Origin of the sequence: Serratia sp. JSRIV002 (genome assembly GCF_019968725.1) — a bacterium.
GTDB lineage: Bacteria > Pseudomonadota > Gammaproteobacteria > Enterobacterales > Enterobacteriaceae > Chania > Chania fonticola_B.
Window position 1 is genome coordinate 1,318,954 of record NZ_CP074143.1, and the last position, 17,024, is coordinate 1,335,977.

The window sequence follows — 17,024 nt, forward strand, 5'->3', positions numbered from 1 at the left end:
TATTTATGCTACCTGATATCGCGAATTTAATTCTTGATTAATAGGTCTATCTTAAAAGGTTATTATTATGAACAAGGCAAATAACACCCCAGCTTATAATGAAAATGATGATGTTTACGCGTCACAAGATTTGGCGGGTGAATTACCTAAGTCAACCTTCCCAATTACCGAGCGCAATCCACGTAACGTCTTTAATGCCATCCGCGATGAACTGATGCTGGACGGTAATTCCCGCCAAAACCTGGCGACGTTCTGCCAGACCTGGGTGGATGACGAAATTCGTGAACTGATGGATCTGTCTATCGACAAGAACATGATCGATAAAGATGAATATCCGCAAACGGCCGAAATTGAAGCCCGCTGCGTCAGAATGCTGGCCGACCTGTGGAATTCGCCAACGCCGGAAACCACCCTTGGCTGTTCAACCATCGGTTCCTCAGAAGCCGCCATGTTGGGAGGGCTGGCGCTGAAATGGCAGTGGCGCAAAAAGCGTGCCGAGCAGGGGCTGCCTAGCGATAAACCCAACCTGATTTGTGGCCCGGTACAGATCTGCTGGCACAAGTTTGCTCGTTACTTTGACGTAGAGCTGCGTGAAATCCCGCTGGAAGGCGATCGTCTGATCATGAATGCGGAAGAAGTGCTCAAGCGCGTTGACGAAAACACCATTGGTGTCGTGCCAACCCTGGGCGTGACCTTCACCTGCCAGTACGAGCCGGTGAAAGAGGTCAGTGATGCGCTGGATCGCCTGCAACAGGAAACTGGCCTGGATATTCCGATGCACATCGATGGTGCCAGCGGCGCTTTCCTGGCTCCATTCTGCTCGCCAGAACTGGAGTGGGACTTCCGCCTGCCACGGGTGAAATCCATTAATTCATCCGGTCATAAATTTGGTTTGGCGCCGTTGGGTGCTGGCTGGGTGGTATGGCGTGAAGCGGCGGATTTGCCCGAAGAGCTGATTTTCAACGTCAACTATCTCGGTGGCAACATGCCAACCTTCGCACTGAACTTCTCACGCCCCGGTGGCCAGATCGTTGCGCAGTATTACAACTTCCTGCGCCTTGGCCGCGAAGGGTACGCCAAAATTCACAACGCTTGCTACGCCACGGCTCAGCATTTAGCGGCCGAGATTGGCAAGTTAGGACCGTTTGAAATCCTGTTTGATGGTGACAGCGATAAAGGCATCCCGGCGCTGGCGTGGAAATTGAAAGACGGCGCGGCGATCGGTGGTTATACCCTTTACGATCTGGCGGAAAAACTGCGCGCTCGCGGTTGGCAGGTTCCGGCCTATTCGATGCCGACACACCGTGAAGATCTGGTTATTCAACGCATCCTGGTGCGTCACGGCGTGAGCTACGACCTCGGTTGCCTGCTGATCGACGATATCAAAAGGGCACTGATTGAATTCGAGAATCACCCTGTCACCAACCCAGTGTCTGCGCAACAAGGTAGCGGATTCCATCACGGCTAAGGCCAGAGCTTTATTATATCGGGGCGGCGTCGATGCCAGCCCCGCTTTTTCCCCCACCAATATTCGTTGGGAAGAGTAACCTCTTCCTGCAGGAGAATCGTTATGGCGAGCACAGAAAAAAGCGCCGCTCCAAAGCAATTAACGTTGTTAGGGTTTTTTGCTATTACCGCATCTATGGTAATGGCGGTTTATGAATATCCGACCTTTGCAACCTCGGGTTTTTCTCTCATCTTCTTCCTGCTGTTAGGCGGGTTCCTATGGTTTATTCCCGTTGGCCTATGCGCCGCCGAGATGGCGACGGTAAAAGGATGGCAGGAAGGTGGGGTATTCACCTGGGTGTCTAAAACGCTGGGTGAGAAATGGGGCTTTGCCGCCATCTCTTTTGGCTATCTGCAAATTGCCATAGGTTTTATCCCTATGCTCTATTTTGTGCTGGGGGCGCTGTCTTATATCCTCAAGTGGCCTGAACTGAACGAAGACCCGGTCGTTAAAACCGTCGCGGCATTGGTCATCTTGTGGGGGCTGGCGTTCACCCAGTTCGGTGGCACCAAAAACACAGCGCGCATTGCCAAGATTGGCTTCTTTGCCGGTATCTTGTTACCTGCGGCTGTTCTGGTGGCCCTGGCCGTCAGCTATCTGCATTCTGGTGCGCCACTGGCCATCGAAATGAACGCCTCTACCTTCTTCCCAGACTTTACCCAAATGGGCACGCTGGTGGTGTTCGTAGCGTTTATCCTGAGCTATATGGGCGTTGAAGCCTCGGCGACTCACGTCAACGAGATGAAAAACCCAGGCCGGGATTACCCGCTTGCCATGCTGTTACTGATGGCGGCGGCCATTTGTTTAAGCTCTGTCGGCGGTCTGTCTATCGCAGCGGTGATCCCTCATGGTGAAATCAATCTTTCTGCGGGGGTAATGCAAACCTTCAGCGTGTTGATCTCGCACTTTGGTCCGCAGTTTGAATGGGCTGTTCGCGTCATTGCTGCACTGCTGTTGTTAGGGGTATTGGCAGAAATCGCCGCCTGGATTGTTGGGCCGTCTCGCGGCATGTTGGTTACCGCACAACAAGGGATCTTGCCTGCTCGCTTTGCCAAAATGAACAAGAATGGTGTGCCGGTTGCACTGGTGATTTCTCAACTGGTGATTACGTCGATTGCGCTGATTGTCCTGACCAACACCGGGGGCGGCAATAACATGTCCTTCCTGATTGCGCTGGCGTTGACCGTGGTGATCTACCTGTGCAGCTATTTCCTGCTGTTCCTGGGCTACATCAAACTGGTACGCAAACAGCCGGAAAACGAACGTGTCTTCAATATTCCGGGGGGTAATGTGGTCAAGCTTACCGTGGCTACGATTGGTTTACTCACCTCTGCGGTTGCCTTTGTGGTCTCATTCTTCCCGCCCTCAGGTTTGGCCGGGCTTGAAGCCGACCATATGTATGTGACTATGCTGGTGGTGTGTTTCCTGGTGGTTGTGGCTATCCCGTTCATTATCTATGCGCTGCATGATAAACGCTTGAAGGCGACCAACCTCAAGCTGGTGCCTGTAAGCACGGATTCTGCGCCAGAAGGGCACTTCTTTATCCACCCGCGTGCACGCTCCGCGCACCATATTTTTGTCGATGACAAGCAAGTGCATTAATCGTTTCTTCACTGTGCACTGAACTTGCAATAACGGGCGCTGCATGCAGCGCCCGTTAATATATTCAATATGTTAGACATGGGCGAACCTGTTCATCCCTGCCCATTCACCAATATCCCCCAATACCTTCTTTTTGCCCAGTTTAACGCCCAGTCATTGACCAATGACAAGGCGGCGTGAGTGGCAGCCTCTTTATAATCAGGCCCGTTTGTCTTCTCACTGGTGTGGACCCATGGCTTATCAACTGAATCTTAACTGGCCCGAATTTTTAGAGAAATACTGGCAAAAACAACCTGTGGTATTAAAAAATGCCTTCCCGAACTTTGTCGATCCGATTACTCCGGACGAGTTGGCCGGTCTGGCGATGGAGGTTGAGGTAGACAGCCGTCTGGTCAGCCAAACCCATGGTCAATGGCAGGCGAGCCACGGGCCGTTCGAGCATTTTGATAATCTGGGGGAAACCGGCTGGTCACTGTTGGCCCAGGCGGTTAACCACTGGCATGCTCCGTCAGCGGAGTTGGTTACCCCGTTCCGTGTATTACCGGACTGGCGGTTGGACGATCTGATGATCTCCTTCTCGGTCCCTGGCGGCGGCGTAGGGCCACATATCGATCAGTACGACGTCTTTATCATCCAGGGCATGGGGAGCCGCCGCTGGCGCGTGGGTGACAAACTGCCGCTGAAGCAGTTTTGTCCGCATCCGGCACTGCTGCACGTGGAACCTTTCGAGCCGATTATCGATGAAGATCTGGAACCGGGCGATATCTTGTATATTCCACCGGGCTTCCCGCACGACGGCTTTACCCACCAAACCGCGCTTAACTACTCCGTTGGCTTCCGTGGCCCTAACGGCAGGGATTTAATCAGCAGCTTTGCGGACTATGCGCTGGAAAACGATCTCGGGGGCGAGCATTACAGCGATCCTGATTTAACCTGCCGGGAACATCCGGGCCGGGTTGAAGAGTATGAGCTCGATCGCCTGCGCAGCATGATGACCGAGATGATTAATCAGCCGGAAGATTTCAAACAGTGGTTTGGCCGCTTCGTGACCACGCCGCGCCACGAGTTGGACATTGCCCCAGCGCAACCGCCTTACGAGCAAGATGAGGTTATCGAAGCGTTGATGGACGGTGCCGTCCTGACTCGCCTGAGTGGCTTAAGGGTGCTGGAGGTTGGCGGCAGCTTCTTTATCAACAGCGAGCGTCTGGATACCGTCGAGCCTAAAGCCGCCGATGCCCTATGCCGTTACACTATCGTCGGTAAGCAAGAGTTAGGTGAGGCGCTGCAAAACCCGGTGTTCGTTGCCGAGTTAACGGGTCTGGTTAATCAGGGGTATTGGTTCTTCGACGAGTAAACGGTATAGATTTCCCCCAGGTCTCGGCGCAAGCCTTTGCCTGGGGGAGTTAATTAATCCACCAGAACACGCTTATTGGTCGCGCCCCAAAGGATCGACATCTCGGTAAACAGCGCACCGCTGATGTCTTCAACTTCAGTGGCGGTGATCTCTGCATTACCCTGCTTGCCGAAGAACACCACCTCATCACCAGGAGTGACGCCTTTCACGTCGGTCACATCCACCATTACGGTATTCATCGAGGTTTTACCCACCACCGGCACCCGCTGCCCCTGGATCAATACATGACCGGCATTGCTGAACACACGGCGATAGCCGTCTGCATAACCCACTGGGATGTTCGCCAATACCGAGTCGCGCTTTAGTGTGTAGGTACGATCGTAACCGACGGTATTGCCTTTAGGGTAATGGTTGAGTGCCGCGATGGATGACTTGAAGGTCATCACACGTTTATAGTCGTTACTGGCAATGGTATCGCCATAAAACACCCCGCCAACGCGCACCATATCAAGCCAGGACTCCGGCACGGTGAGGGTCGCAAAGGTATTGGCAACGTGTAAGGTCACGTCGCTGCGTTTGATCCCGGTAATGTCTAGCACCTGCTGGGATTGCACCTTAAAGCGGGCAAGATCCTTGCGCACCGCCGCTGCATCTTCCTCAGGATAGTGGGACATGATGCCGACCATTTTCAGATAGGGTAATGCAGAGATAGCCTTGGCTTCAGTCAATCCGGCAGCTTCGCTGACTTCCAGGCCGTTACGTGACATACCGCCAGAGTTCAGTGCCAAATGGAAGCGCAGGGTTTTGCCCTGTTGGGCGGCAATGGCATCCAGGCGTTTCGCCATCTCCAGATTACCGATCAGCTCTTCGGTGTCATAGTCGGTAGCCTGGCGCATCTCTGCTTCGGTGGCATTGCGCACGCGCATCAGGCGGCCTTTAAAGCCGAGTTCGCGCACGGTTTGCAGCTCTTGGTTACTGGCCACGCCAATGCACTGCACGTGATTCTTGATCATCACGGGTGCCACCAACGAAAGGTCGTGCCCGTAGGCATCGCCTTTCAGAATGGCGCAAAGGGTAGTTTTATCGCCCAACAGTTGCTGAATTTTGTGGGTGTTATATTCCAGCGCGCTTTGTGAGATTTCCAACCGGGCATTGCTTACCACCGCCGCCGGTGAACTTTTAACCGTAGCGGTAAGAGAATGAGTGGGATTGGTGGCAGCAGGTTGATGGCAAGCCACCAACGTTAATAGCGGTATTAAGACTAAATGGCGTAAATGCAGCGGCATATTCCTTTCCTGGTGAAATAAAAAAGAGTTTTTATCGGCCTCAGTCAGTTTTTTTATCTGATTTGACGGCGGGTGTGGCTGAGCGATCAGCGGCATTCAATAAATGACAAAACTGACTTTTTGTCAAATTTATTAATAAGCTACAGGGGGGGGGACGATGCGGGTAATAAATGTAGCTATTTGGTTGTCCCCTCACCCCAACCCTCTCCCACAGGGAGAGGGAGCTGATAGCCCCAGCTCTTTTGGAAGTAAATAGATAATCTCAGAATATTCCAATACTCTCTCATCCATGGTGTGTCTGCTAATTTTAAGAACCACACCAGGGAGTAAGAAGAAGAAAGATAGGGTATTACGCAGAGCAATCAATGAACTCGATCTGATCCCCTCTCCCACAGGGCGAGGGAGCTGATAGCCCCAGCTCTTTTAGAAGTAAATAGATAATCTCAGAAAACTCGATCGTCCCTCATCCATAGTATGTCGCCGAATTTCCATAACCCTATCAGGAGAAAGATAGGGTATTACACAGAGCAATCAACGAACTCGATCTGATCCCCTCTCCCTTTGGGAGAGGGTTAGGGTGAGGGGTATTATTTCATGGAATGCAGGCCAATCACGTTGCCTTCACTGTCTTTGGCGATGGAAATAAAACCATGTTCGCCGATGGCAAATTTTTCTTTCAGGATTTCACCGCCGTTTGGCACAATGCGGCTTTCTTCTACGGCGCAATCCTCACATGACAGATAAACCATGGTGCCGCCCGTTCCAACTGGCACGCCAGCCATTTTAACCAGTGCGCCGCCAGACCCTTCCCCCCCTTCCTGGTAAGGGAACATCAGGTATTCCATGCCCTCGGTTTCCAGTTTTTCTAACTGCGTGTCGAATACTGCCTCATAGAATTTCTTTGCTCGTGGCATATCAGTAACATAAATTTCAAACCAGCTAACGATATTTTTATTCATGGTATTCTCCAGTGGTATTGATTGTTGTTCCTGATTGGTTATGTTACATATGCTGTTTATTTATACAGTGATAAAGATCACGTAATCAACTCGTGTTTGTTCTGCTGTTGGGGACTTACCAGGATGAACTCTATTCAATAAAGCCCAATGCGATGATAACTGGTCAGTTGGGTTTATTCCTGTTGCCGATATTGTAATATCTTACACCAGATAATTTTTTATTAATCATATAATGAATGTATGTTTAGGGGGTTAATGATGGATTATTCTTGTTTTTAATCAAGACCAATCCATAACGTGGGATAGGTAAGGCTTTAATGTTGACTGTGGATTTATTCTATTATTATAATTTAATCGCTTTAAGACGATAATATCTCGTTAAATTAAAGTTATTTTCTAGCAAAATATTGCAAGTTCATTTTGGTAATTACTATAAGGATATATTTATGAAGAAATTAAACGCATCTGAAGTTTCAAATGTTATTGGTGGTTATGTACTTGGCTGTGTTATTACCTATGAGCGTCAAACCACAGGTACCGGTACCTCTGCGGTAACCGTTTGCCGTCGCGTTGCCACCTGCCAAGGCAAGTTCGGTGAATTTTTGACTCGTGAACCAGCCGATCTGGCTCGCTGCGGCGCTTAATCGCAAGTAATAGTCAAGGTACGGCACTATGGATGGTGTCGTACCTTTCCTTTTCCCCCATATTCTCTTCTTGTTTCTGCGATTATTTATATCCCCGCGACGAAAGCTATCCTTTACAACTTCCGGCTGGATATGGATATGGATATGGATGTGGATGGCGAAAATAACAGCCTGGTGGAGTTGAACCCAGATGTGAAGCCTAACGATCGGAGCGGCCCGCGCACCAGCACCATGCAGGTCGATCAGGTGAAAGTGACTACCGAACAGCAGGCGGCACAGAAATTCGATCCTTCTACCCTCCGTTTGCTGAGCAACCCGAGCCGGTTGAACAAGATGGGTAACCCGGTTTCCTATCAGTTGATCCCGTATGCGGGCGGTACGCACCCGATCGCCAAGGAGGCCAATTTTGGCAATGACGAATGGATTTACCACCGCCTGAGCTTTATGGATCGGCAACTGTGGGTGATCCGCTACAACCCGAATGAACGCTATCCGGAAGGCAAATACCCCAACCGCTCGATCCACGATACCGGGCTGGGCAAGTACACGGCGGACAACCAGCCGATAGACAATACCGACGACGTGGTCTGGCTCACCACCGGCACCACCCATGTGGCGCGAGCGGAAGAGTGGCCGATTATGCCAACTGAGTGGGTGCACGCCTTGCTGAAACCATGGAACTTCTTCGATGAAACGCCAACGCTGAATCTGAACGGGCAAAAGCAGCAGTAAGCCAGATTGAAGGTGTAGAGGAACAGCGAGCTCCGGCAATCTATTGATTATCCAGACGGGCGCAGCATGCAGCACCCCTATGGTTTGGTTCTGTTGGCGTTTGTCAGCAGTATGCCAAAGAACGACTCCTGCACCTGAGCCTAACTCCGTACCAGCTCCCTCTCCCTGTGAGAGAGATTGAAGGAGTAGAGGAACAGCGAGCTCCTGCAATCTATTGATTATCCAGACGGGCGCAGCATGCAGCACCCCTACGGTTTGGTTCTGTTGGCGTTTGTCAGCAGTATGCCAAAGAACGACTCCTGCACCTGAGCCTAACTCCGTACCAGCTCCCTCTCCCTGTGGGAGAGGGTTGGGGTGAGGGGAAGCAGCGATATCGGGTGACGGCAAATAACACAGGGGGGCGAACTCTGCGATTCGCCCCCCTGACTCTTTCAATGCAGTGCTAACTAATAGCGAATACACACCGATTTGGACTCGGTATAAGCATCCAACCAGTCCGGGCCAAAATCACGGCCGCTGCCAGACTGCTTGATGCCGCCAAACGGCATGTTGGCATCAATTAACGTATGAGTGTTGACCCACACCGTGCCCGCCTGAATGCGTGGCGTATAAGCCATCGCCGCTTGCAGGCTGGTGGTCCACAGGCTGGCCGTCAGGCCATAGTCGGTATCGTTGGCCTTCTGCAGCGCCTCTTCGGCATCCGCTACGCGGATCAGGTTGACGACCGGGCCAAACACTTCTTCCCGCGCCAGGTTCAGGCTGTCATCGGGATTGATCACCAGCGTCGGGGGAATATAGAAGCCTTGCAAGTCAGGCCCGGCGGCTCCGGTGATCAACTCGGCGTGTTTGTTGCGGGCGTCATCCAAATAGGCGGCCACCTTGTTGCGGTGTTCTTTGGACACCAGCGGGTTGATCTGGGCGTTGCCATCCATCCCCGGCCCGACAGAAAGCGACTTCACTGCCTGCTCAAAACCGGCGACCAGCCGATCGTAAATCGGGGCTTCAATATAGATACGTGAGCTGGCGGCGCAGACCTGCCCCTGGTTGAGGAAGCTGCCGGCCATCAACCCTTCGATCACCTGCTGCAGATCGGCATCTTTCAGCACGATGGCCGGGTTTTTACCGCCTAACTCCAGCGTGACGCGGGTCAACCGATCCGCCGCCGCGCGTGCGATCCCTTTCCCCACCGGCGTGGAGCCGGTAAAGCTCACTTTGGCGATCAGCGGATGTTCCGTCAGCGCCTTACCGCAGATAGCTCCTTTGCCGGTCACCACGTTAAACACGCCCGGTGGTACTCCTGCCTCGCTGGCTAGCTCAGCTATACGCAGCAGGGTGAGAGGCGTCGTTTCAGACGGTTTGATGACGATGGAACAGCCCGCAGCCAGCGCTGGCATCACCTTCCACATGCCAATCAGCAGCGGGAAGTTCCAGGGGACAATTCCGGCCACTACGCCGATCGGCTCCTTGCGGGTATAGACCTGATATTTGGCTCCCGGCGGCATCGGAATGGAGACATCCAGGGTTTGCCCGACGATCTTGGTGGTCAGCCCGGCGGTATAGCGCATCCAGTTCAGCGTGCAGCCCACTTCAAAGGCGCGGGAGATGTTGATGGATTTCCCCTGTTCCAGGGTTTCCAACTGGGCCAGCTCCTCGGCGTGTTGTTCAACCAGATCGGCGAAGCGCAGTAAAATACGCTCACGTTCGGCGGGCAGGCGTTGTGCCCAAACGCCAGCGGTAAAGGCCTGATGGGCCGAGGTGACCGCCAGCTCCACGTCGGCGGCGTTGGCATCGGCGGTGCAGGAGATTTGTTTGCCGTCGGCTGGGTTATAGACCGCCAGCCGCGATTCGGCCTGTGAGGTTTGCCATTGGCCGTTGATATACAGGCCGTGCTGACGATCGAGGAAACGGACTACGCTGTCCAGTATGGTCACATTAGGCATACGCCCTCCTAAGGGAATAAACGGATCGTTACCCTTAACAGTCTATAGCGTTATGCCCAACGCGGTTTTCATCTGCCTGACAATGGGTTTGTACTGCGTGACACTTACGGGCTATTTACGCGCCAGCAAGGTAGCGAAACGCAGTTTGATGCGGTTGCCCTCGGCATCGACGCGGTGCAGCTCGCCGGGGTTCTCGTTATATTTGATGATGTCCCAATCCTGATAATAGTCTGCTAACTCATCCGGTTTGAAGGTGAATGAGAAGGGCACCGTACAGGGATAATCTGGCGTATCCATGGCCGCGACGATCAGGTTGTAGCCTCCTTTGACCGTGCTGTCTTGCATATTGCGCACGATGTGTGGGATCTGCTGGCGGTCCAGGAACATAAACACCACGGTAGACAGGATAAAGTCGTACTGGCCACTAAAGCGGTGAGTATTGAGATCCTGCTCACTGGCGCTGATATGTGCAAGCTGCTCGGTGGCTATGATCTGGTTTATCGCGGCGATTGATGCAGCATTTTTGTCCCAGGCGGTAACGTCAAAACCTTTCAGGTTGAGATACAGCGCATTGCGGCCGCTGCCACAGCCCAGATCCAGCGTCTTGCCGGGCGCGATCAGTTTGGCTGCCTCAAGGACTTCGGAATGGGTGGCCGTCAGGGAGTATTTTTGGGTGTAGTAGTTTTCTGGCAGGGGGGGCTGCTGATCCATCATGGTGTTCCTCTATATTTGATGTATATAAAATACATCTTTAATGGCCTTTTGCCTAGCCGTTGAGAGGATCACAGTATACCCGTTCAGTTTGGCCTGGCGGTATCCCTGTGCCAGGCCCTGGTTTTATCAGCCAATGCGCCTTGGGTTGTGCAGCCCAAAGTTAAAGCTGTTGCAGCGGCGGCAGAACTCTTTCATCGCCGGTGGGGAGTCCATCCTCGGCAATTTCACCTCGATAAACGCCAACTGGTCCTGACGCGAAGCCTGCTCCAGCGCCATCTCCAGCTGTTGGCTGGTTGCTACCGCGACGCAAAACGCCTGTGTCTGCGGGCTTAGCACCGCCGGGAGTCTTGCGTAATCCCACGAGCCGATATCGTTATAAGACGACGTTTCGCCAAGGATATAGCGCTCAATGGTGTAACCGTCGTTATTGATCAGAAAGACGATCGGCTTTTGCTGATGGCGTAACAGCGTTGAGAGTTCCTGGGCGGTGAGCTGGAAGGAGCCATCACCAATAAACAGCAACTGCCGCCGTTGGGGCGCGGCCATCATCGTGCCGAGTAATGCGGGTAAGGTATAGCCGATCGATCCCCATATTGGTTGGTTGACCACCGTAACGCCATTTGGCATCCGCATGCCGCCGATCGCTGCCCCAGAGGTGCCATTTTCAACGACCAGCACGTCATCCGCCTGAATAAAGCGCTGTATCCGCTGCCAGAAATAGTCCTGATCGAGCGGTTCGCTGCTTGGCTGCGCCAGTTTTTGTTGCGGCCGGGATAGTGGCTTCAGCGGCGGCAGGCTGGTGGCAGGAACTTTCTCCAATAGAGCTTGCAGCAGCTCGCTTGCCGTTACCGCCGGATAGGACAGATTATCCAGCTTCAGCGAAAAAGGCTGAATATCCACCACTGACTGCTCTGGGATCTGCTGGCTGAAATAACCGGTGGTGGAATCCACCAGGCGTACGCCAAAGCTGAGGATGCAATCTGACTCGGCCATCAGCTCAAACAACTCGGGGCGAGACAGATCGCCGTTGTAGCCGCCTTGCCAGCCCGGCGTGTTCTCTGAGATCGCACATTTTGCCGTGGGCATATTGGTTAGCGGGATGGCGAATTTATCCGCCAACGCTAACACCTGCGTTTGAAGGTGATAGCGTTCGACCATCTGATCGATCAGGATGATTGGCCGTTTAGCACGGCTAATCCGTGCGAGCAGGGCTGCGCTGGCAAGCTGAAGATGGCTGGCATCGCTGCTTGGCAAACGATATGGGGCGGGGTTATCGGCAACCTCAATTTCCACTTCACAAATGTCTGAAGGTAGCTGCAGGTAAACCGGCTTCTTACGTTGCCAAGCGCAGGCAATGACCCGCGGGATCTCCGTTGCGGCATTTTCCGGGGTGATGAGCGCCTGCGCCACGGTAAACTGCCGGAAACAGTTCATCACGTTATCAAAATTGCCGTCTGCCAGAGAGTGGTGCAGCAGCGCATTGCCCTGCATGGCGTGCAGCGGTGGTGTACCTGCAATGCAAATCACCGGAGCTGATTCCGCATAGGCTCCGGCAATGCCGGAAAGGGCCGCCAGATCGCCCACGCCATAGGTGGTGATCAACGCCCCGGCGCCTTTGAGACGGGCATAGCCATCGGCGGCGTAAGCGGCGTTAAGCTCGTTACAGTTGCCAATGAATTCGCACTCTTGGTCATGCTCGATGGTTTCCAGCAGCGCCAGGTTGTAATCGCCGGGCACGCCGTAGATGCGATCCACTTTCAGGGCACGCAGCTGTTGCAGGATGAATGAACCTATGGTGATCCTCATTGATTGCTCCACATTCACGTCAATTTATTGTTATTTAACCGTGCGCAGCAGGGAACGGCTGGCGATGTCGCGCGGTTAATCGTTGAAAATGCGAGTCGCTTGTAGGGCGTCAGCATTAACAGTTGGTGAAAGTGGTGGCTTGTTCAAGTTGAGCGGGTTTGGGGAAGGATTGCTTATCGTATCAAGGAGTTTACGACCCCAAAGGGGTAGCAAGAACGGTTTTCGCAGGGGGCGGTACTTTTCTTGCATTGATGTCCGCTGAAAATCGCGGCAAGGGCAGAAGGGAAACGCCAGATAGGTACTTTCCGCCATCTTCACTTCTCTCCTGGCCGGGCGTCAATTTTTCGCTACGCCAGGAGGAAGATAATTTAGAGTGGGAGAGTGGCGCTCAGAAGAACATAATCCAGGCCGCCGAAATCGGCATCGCCAACACCAATGCTGGCAGCATATTGGCTACCGGGAACAGCTTGATGCCGCAGATGCGCAAGCCGGTGGCCAACATCATTAATCCGCCAACGGCAGAGAAATCGGCCTGCATTGCCGGTGTGGTCAGCGGCAAAATGAACACGGCACCAAACGCCAGCGCTAACTGGATGACCAACTGCGGGACGGCGATCAGCGCTACGGCCAGGCCAAGCGTGGAAGCAAAAATCAGCGCGGTGAACAGATCAAGGAAAGATTTGGCAATCAGCACGCTGGCATCCCCGGTCATCCCTTCGTGCATCGAGCCAAAGATGCCGGTGCCGCTGGCACAAAACAGCACGATAATGGCGACATATGCCTCCAGAAACTCTTTCTGGTCCTCTCTGACAGCGCCTTTGGGAGACATCAGATTACGGGCCCAGCCTGCGATGCGGCTGATGCCTCGTTCGATGTAGCAAAGCTCGCCAAGCAGCGCTCCCAGCACCAGCGCCAATACCATCACCGGCATATGAGCTACCTTGCCAATCAGCACTATGCCCATCCCCATGGAGGTAATACCAAAGGTCATTGGCAATGCCAGGCGCACCCGCTCCGGTAGTCTATGGCCCAACATTGCCCCTGCAATGCCACCGGCCAATATTGCTGCACCATTAATAAATGGACCAATAACCATACTTATCCCCCCGGCAAATAAAAGCTAAGGTTCCTCCATAAGTCGTTGAGGTGCAAGCAGGATAACCGGAGTTTTCTGACAGACAACGCGTATCCAGGCGCATAACTTGAGCACGTATGCCGCTAGCACGCCATCGCGCACCAAACTTAACCTTCTCTCAACGAGGGGCGATAAAAGCATCGGACCAGTAAGATACGGCTTGCTCAGGATAGGACGATCGGTAAGAATCCCCGGTTTTATTTTTACAGGAGTTGTGAAATGGTGGTTAAAAGGATCTTGTTAGCCGGGGGGTTGGCGTTGATATTTCCTGCACTGCCTTCCTACGCCGAGGTTAGTGCGGAAAATAGCAATGCCGCGCACGCAGAAGATCCAGGCTGGTGGGGGCGCTTTACCGGCAACGTGGCGGAAACCTGGAACAACTCGCCCAATAAGGAGCTCTATCTCCCGGCGATCACTTGGCACAACCGCTGGACCTACGACAAGGAAAAGACCGACGAGTATAACGAGCGCCCTTGGGGGGCTGGCTATGGCATCTCACGGTTTGATGCCGATGGTGATTGGCACGCGATCTACCTGATGGCGTTCAAGGACTCCTTCAACAAGTGGGAGCCGATCGGCGGTTATGCCTATGAGAAGATCTGGCGACCGATTGAAGGGGAGGATTTCCGTCTGGGGCTGGGATTTACCGCCAGCGTGACCGCTCGTGACAACTGGAAATATATCCCGATCCCCGCGCCGCTGCCGTTGGCCTCGATCGGCTATAAGCAACTGACCTTCCAGGCCACCTATATTCCGGGTACTTACAACAACGGTAACGTGTTCTTCGCTTGGTTACGCTGGCAGTTGTGATGACTTGCCGATGTTCTGAAAAATGCGCGGCAGTCCGAATAAACGGAACTTGTCGGTTGGCACGGCGTCCGAGCTAAGCGTGGTGTTAATTGCGCCATCATTTTGCAGTTAAACAGGAGTCTTGCCGTTATGAATACCAAACATCGCTTATTGTTGGCCCTGAGCTTGACCACGGTAATGGCTACGGGCAGTGCCCAGGCCGCCGGGTTGATGGACTCCCTTGGCAGTGCCGCCACAGAACTGAGCAAATCGGGTGGTAGCACCAGCAGCGGTGGCATGTCGCTGTCTTCGCTGAGTGGATTACTCAACGGCGGTGATAAAGCATTGAGCTCCTCCAGCATGACCAACGCCGCAGGGATCTTGCAGTACTGCGTGCAGAATAACGTTCTATCGGCGAACGGCACCGAAGCGGTGAAAGACCAACTGCTGAATAAACTGGGCATCACCAGCACGGCCAATGCCAACAGTGAAGATTATCAGCAAGGTCTGGGTGGCCTGTTGCTTACCGGCAAGGGCAACACGCTGGATCTCAATAGCCTTGGCACCTCGCAAATCACCGAGAAGGTGAAGCAGAAAGCCTGCGATCTGGTGCTCAAGCAGGGTATGTCCTTTATTTCCTGATCCCCTGGGGTCAGCGATGCTCCTACTCAACTCACGGTGAAGATAATCTCAATGAGCAAGATGCTGATACTTTCTCTTTTCGCTAGTGTAGCTTTGTTACAGGGGTGTACGGCGAAAACCCATGATGATGCGCCTGCGCCGCCAAAGGTGATTGGTATGGCGAATCCGGCAGATGTGTATTGCAGCCAGATTGGCGGCAAGCTTAACCCCAAACAGAATGCTCAGGGGCAGTATTCCACCTGCACTTTGCCTGATGGGCAAGAGATTGACAGCTGGGAGCTGTTCCGCCGCGACCATCCAGCGAAAAAGTAACCCGATAACCGTGCTAGAACTCCCTATCACTGATTGGATGATATTGGTTTGGCCCCTCCTCTGAAAAGGTTAATGGCAGCCTGCCATCGGGCCGATCTGCCACCGAGAGGGCCTTACGGAAGCTACAACCGCTGTGGATGTTTTTCACCTTCATCACATAGCGGCCGTTGGGCTCCAGCTTGATATTGAAGCTGCTGGCGGCCGGGAGGAACACCTCGGCCAGCAGTTGCTTGGTGGTGTTCTCCAGTTTGACCAACACGGCAAATTCATTGTGCTGATTATCCAGCGTCAACGTCTGCAATTTGCTGCCTGCTTGCCAATCTGGCTCATGGAGATAACCTGCCGAAGCGGGCCATGGGCTGCCCTGATTATCTGGCAACGGCCCAACGCAGTGTTGGCGTGCCTCCCGTAATGGGGCTTCCCGTTGGATCACGTAATTTTGGGGGGCGGCAAGGGTAAAACTCTCCTCCTGTTCCCCTTCACTCAAGTGGCGTTTAGCCAGCAAAACCCCGGCTGCAACCAGCATAAAGAAGATCAACAGGGTCAGTCGATTGCGGAAGATCGGTGCCAATAGCCTTCCCGGCAGTTGAAACAGCCAGTTTGCAACTCTCAATAGCATTGTTTTTCCTTTCAAGCCGCAACTTGCCTTTCAATGGGTGATTAATCAGAGCGTTACATCTGCGTTAACGTAACTTTTTCCAGTATAGCCAACATCCTGGCGGCGAAAATCGCCAAAAGCGCTTTTTATAGAAAACGATTGTACGTTTGTGTTCGTTTGTATACATTTATGCTCGTTGTTACTTTGCCGGACCTTCAGAATGTCAAAACTGCTGCCCAATGAGCGCCACCAAGCCATTCTCGCCACCTTGCAACAGCAGGGGCGAGTGCTGGCGATTGAAATGGCGGCGCAACTGCATACCACCGAGGCCACCATCCGCCGCGATCTGCGCCAACTGGCGGCGCAAAACCTGTGCAAACGGATCTATGGTGGGGCGTTGGCGCTCACGCCTGCCGGTGGCTATATGGCCGAGCGGGTTGAGATTAGTGGCGATGAAAAACATCGGCTGGCCCAGGCAGCCTTGCCTCTGATCCAGACCGGGCAGGTGATCTTTCTTGATGCGGGCAGTACCTATCTTTATCTGGCCGATCTGCTGCCCCGCGATCGGCAACTCACCGTGGTGACCAATGCGCTAAGCGTGGCTAGCCGCCTGCTGGAACGCCCTGGGATACGTACTATTTTGATAGGCGGTGAGCTAGATGCAGAAATCGGCGGCAGCGTCGATGCCAAGGCATTGGCCGAGATTGCCGCGTTTCGTTTCGACATCGCCTTCACCGGCGTTTGTGCTTACGATCCCGACAGTGGCTTTACCGCGCTGCGCTATCAGGAGGCGCAGTTCAAGAAGCAAATGCTGGCACGCGCTGGCAACGTCGCGGTGCTGTGTACCCGCGACAAGTTCAATACCTATGCGCCTTATACGCTCATGCCCGCCAACCAGGTCGATTATCTGGTGATTGCCCGTGGCGGCCATGCGCAGCTCGAGCAGCAGGTCACTCTCAGTGGCGGTAGCGTGCTGTATATTTCCGCAGATGATGGAGAATGAG

At 53.4% G+C, this 17,024-nt stretch carries 15 protein-coding genes and 1 pseudogene; 9 read left to right on the forward strand and 7 right to left on the reverse strand.

Going from position 1 to position 17,024, the window contains the following annotated elements:
- Positions 1 to 67 precede the first annotated feature (67 nt).
- From KGP26_RS05985 to KGP26_RS05995, 3 genes are all read left to right on the forward strand, one after another.
- On the forward strand, positions 68 to 1,468 hold the full coding sequence (locus KGP26_RS05985) for a glutamate decarboxylase (RefSeq protein WP_059199967.1): 1,401 nt from the start codon (positions 68 to 70) through the stop codon (positions 1,466 to 1,468).
- A gap of 102 nt (positions 1,469 to 1,570) precedes the next feature.
- Positions 1,571 to 3,109, forward strand: a complete 1,539-nt coding sequence (gadC, locus tag KGP26_RS05990; RefSeq protein WP_059199968.1) for a glutamate:gamma-aminobutyrate antiporter — start codon at positions 1,571 to 1,573, stop codon at positions 3,107 to 3,109.
- A 232-nt stretch (positions 3,110 to 3,341) separates the two neighbouring features.
- Positions 3,342 to 4,463 carry a cupin domain-containing protein gene (locus KGP26_RS05995; protein ID WP_223665151.1) on the forward strand — a complete coding sequence of 374 codons (1,122 nt, stop codon included), beginning with the start codon at positions 3,342 to 3,344 and terminating at the stop codon, positions 4,461 to 4,463.
- A gap of 53 nt (positions 4,464 to 4,516) precedes the next feature.
- Here KGP26_RS05995 and alr read toward each other — a convergent pair whose 3' ends face one another.
- Together alr and KGP26_RS06005 are read right to left on the reverse strand one after the other, a co-directional pair.
- A complete protein-coding gene (alr, locus tag KGP26_RS06000; RefSeq protein WP_223665152.1) occupies positions 4,517 to 5,749 on the reverse strand; it encodes an alanine racemase in 1,233 nt (410 codons plus the stop codon).
- Positions 5,750 to 6,336: 587 nt separating this feature from the next.
- The gene (locus tag KGP26_RS06005; RefSeq protein WP_021805546.1) at positions 6,337 to 6,708 is read right to left on the reverse strand and encodes a VOC family protein; all 372 of its coding nucleotides are present in this window, start codon (positions 6,706 to 6,708) and stop codon (positions 6,337 to 6,339) included.
- 446 nt (positions 6,709 to 7,154) lie between these two features.
- On the opposite strand from KGP26_RS06005, the gene KGP26_RS06010 reads away from it, so the two are divergent.
- Complete coding sequence (locus tag KGP26_RS06010; protein WP_021805545.1) at positions 7,155 to 7,352, forward strand: DUF4762 family protein; 198 nt, start codon at positions 7,155 to 7,157, stop codon at positions 7,350 to 7,352.
- A gap of 108 nt (positions 7,353 to 7,460) precedes the next feature.
- Positions 7,461 to 8,084, forward strand: a pseudogene (gene tynA / locus KGP26_RS06015) (primary-amine oxidase); the annotation flags it as partial.
- Positions 8,085 to 8,530: 446 nt separating this feature from the next.
- Here tynA and KGP26_RS06020 read toward each other — a convergent pair.
- The 4 genes from KGP26_RS06020 to KGP26_RS06035 form a co-directional block, all read right to left on the reverse strand.
- The gene (locus tag KGP26_RS06020; protein ID WP_179248303.1) at positions 8,531 to 10,024 is read right to left on the reverse strand and encodes an aldehyde dehydrogenase family protein; all 1,494 of its coding nucleotides are present in this window, start codon (positions 10,022 to 10,024) and stop codon (positions 8,531 to 8,533) included.
- Between the two features lie 111 nt (positions 10,025 to 10,135).
- Positions 10,136 to 10,738 carry a tellurite resistance methyltransferase TehB gene (gene tehB, locus KGP26_RS06025; RefSeq protein WP_021805542.1) on the reverse strand — a complete coding sequence of 201 codons (603 nt, stop codon included), beginning with the start codon at positions 10,736 to 10,738 and terminating at the stop codon, positions 10,136 to 10,138.
- Positions 10,739 to 10,864: 126 nt separating this feature from the next.
- Positions 10,865 to 12,544 (reverse strand): alpha-keto acid decarboxylase family protein, encoded by a 1,680-nt coding sequence (locus tag KGP26_RS06030; RefSeq protein ID WP_115158588.1) that lies wholly within the window; start codon positions 12,542 to 12,544, stop codon positions 10,865 to 10,867.
- Between the two features lie 388 nt (positions 12,545 to 12,932).
- A complete protein-coding gene (locus KGP26_RS06035; protein ID WP_021805540.1) occupies positions 12,933 to 13,640 on the reverse strand; it encodes a DUF554 domain-containing protein in 708 nt (235 codons plus the stop codon).
- A gap of 258 nt (positions 13,641 to 13,898) precedes the next feature.
- Between KGP26_RS06035 and pagP the strand changes: the two genes are divergently transcribed.
- The 3 genes from pagP (at position 13,899) to KGP26_RS06050 (ending at position 15,422) form a co-directional block, all read left to right on the forward strand.
- Positions 13,899 to 14,489: a lipid IV(A) palmitoyltransferase PagP gene (gene pagP / locus KGP26_RS06040; protein ID WP_059199975.1), complete on the forward strand. Its 591-nt coding sequence runs from the start codon at positions 13,899 to 13,901 to the stop codon at positions 14,487 to 14,489.
- Positions 14,490 to 14,618: 129 nt separating this feature from the next.
- The gene (locus tag KGP26_RS06045) at positions 14,619 to 15,110 is read left to right on the forward strand and encodes a DUF2501 domain-containing protein (protein WP_115158589.1); all 492 of its coding nucleotides are present in this window, start codon (positions 14,619 to 14,621) and stop codon (positions 15,108 to 15,110) included.
- A 51-nt stretch (positions 15,111 to 15,161) separates the two neighbouring features.
- Positions 15,162 to 15,422 carry a DUF333 domain-containing protein gene (locus tag KGP26_RS06050; protein WP_305801995.1) on the forward strand — a complete coding sequence of 87 codons (261 nt, stop codon included), beginning with the start codon at positions 15,162 to 15,164 and terminating at the stop codon, positions 15,420 to 15,422.
- Positions 15,423 to 15,435: 13 nt separating this feature from the next.
- Here KGP26_RS06050 and KGP26_RS06055 read toward each other — a convergent pair whose 3' ends face one another.
- Positions 15,436 to 16,041: a hypothetical protein gene (locus KGP26_RS06055; RefSeq protein WP_223665153.1), complete on the reverse strand. Its 606-nt coding sequence runs from the start codon at positions 16,039 to 16,041 to the stop codon at positions 15,436 to 15,438.
- Positions 16,042 to 16,240: 199 nt separating this feature from the next.
- Between KGP26_RS06055 and KGP26_RS06060 the strand changes: the two genes are divergently transcribed.
- Entirely contained in the window at positions 16,241 to 17,023 is a 783-nt protein-coding gene (locus tag KGP26_RS06060; RefSeq protein ID WP_021180241.1) for a DeoR/GlpR family DNA-binding transcription regulator, read from the forward strand.
- The last annotated feature ends 1 nt before the right edge of the window (position 17,024 follow it).

Bases quoted from the DNA above. Each gene is read 5' to 3' on its own strand.
- KGP26_RS06005 (WP_021805546.1), bottom strand. From the start codon at position 6,708: ATGAATAAAAATATCGTTAGCTGGTTTGAAATTTATGTTACTGATATG.
- KGP26_RS05985 (WP_059199967.1), top strand. From the start codon at position 68: ATGAACAAGGCAAATAACACCCCAGCTTATAATGAAAATGATGATGTT.
- KGP26_RS06030 (WP_115158588.1), bottom strand. From the start codon at position 12,544: ATGAGGATCACCATAGGTTCATTCATCCTGCAACAGCTGCGTGCCCTG.
- KGP26_RS06020 (WP_179248303.1), bottom strand. From the start codon at position 10,024: ATGCCTAATGTGACCATACTGGACAGCGTAGTCCGTTTCCTCGATCGT.
- KGP26_RS06010 (WP_021805545.1), top strand. From the start codon at position 7,155: ATGAAGAAATTAAACGCATCTGAAGTTTCAAATGTTATTGGTGGTTAT.
- KGP26_RS05995 (WP_223665151.1), top strand. From the start codon at position 3,342: ATGGCTTATCAACTGAATCTTAACTGGCCCGAATTTTTAGAGAAATAC.
- KGP26_RS06060 (WP_021180241.1), top strand. From the start codon at position 16,241: ATGTCAAAACTGCTGCCCAATGAGCGCCACCAAGCCATTCTCGCCACC.
- pagP (WP_059199975.1), top strand. From the start codon at position 13,899: ATGGTGGTTAAAAGGATCTTGTTAGCCGGGGGGTTGGCGTTGATATTT.
- KGP26_RS06055 (WP_223665153.1), bottom strand. From the start codon at position 16,041: ATGCTATTGAGAGTTGCAAACTGGCTGTTTCAACTGCCGGGAAGGCTA.
- gadC (WP_059199968.1), top strand. From the start codon at position 1,571: ATGGCGAGCACAGAAAAAAGCGCCGCTCCAAAGCAATTAACGTTGTTA.
- tehB (WP_021805542.1), bottom strand. From the start codon at position 10,738: ATGATGGATCAGCAGCCCCCCCTGCCAGAAAACTACTACACCCAAAAA.
- alr (WP_223665152.1), bottom strand. From the start codon at position 5,749: ATGCCGCTGCATTTACGCCATTTAGTCTTAATACCGCTATTAACGTTG.
- KGP26_RS06050 (WP_305801995.1), top strand. From the start codon at position 15,162: ATGAGCAAGATGCTGATACTTTCTCTTTTCGCTAGTGTAGCTTTGTTA.
- KGP26_RS06045 (WP_115158589.1), top strand. From the start codon at position 14,619: ATGAATACCAAACATCGCTTATTGTTGGCCCTGAGCTTGACCACGGTA.
- KGP26_RS06035 (WP_021805540.1), bottom strand. From the start codon at position 13,640: ATGGTTATTGGTCCATTTATTAATGGTGCAGCAATATTGGCCGGTGGC.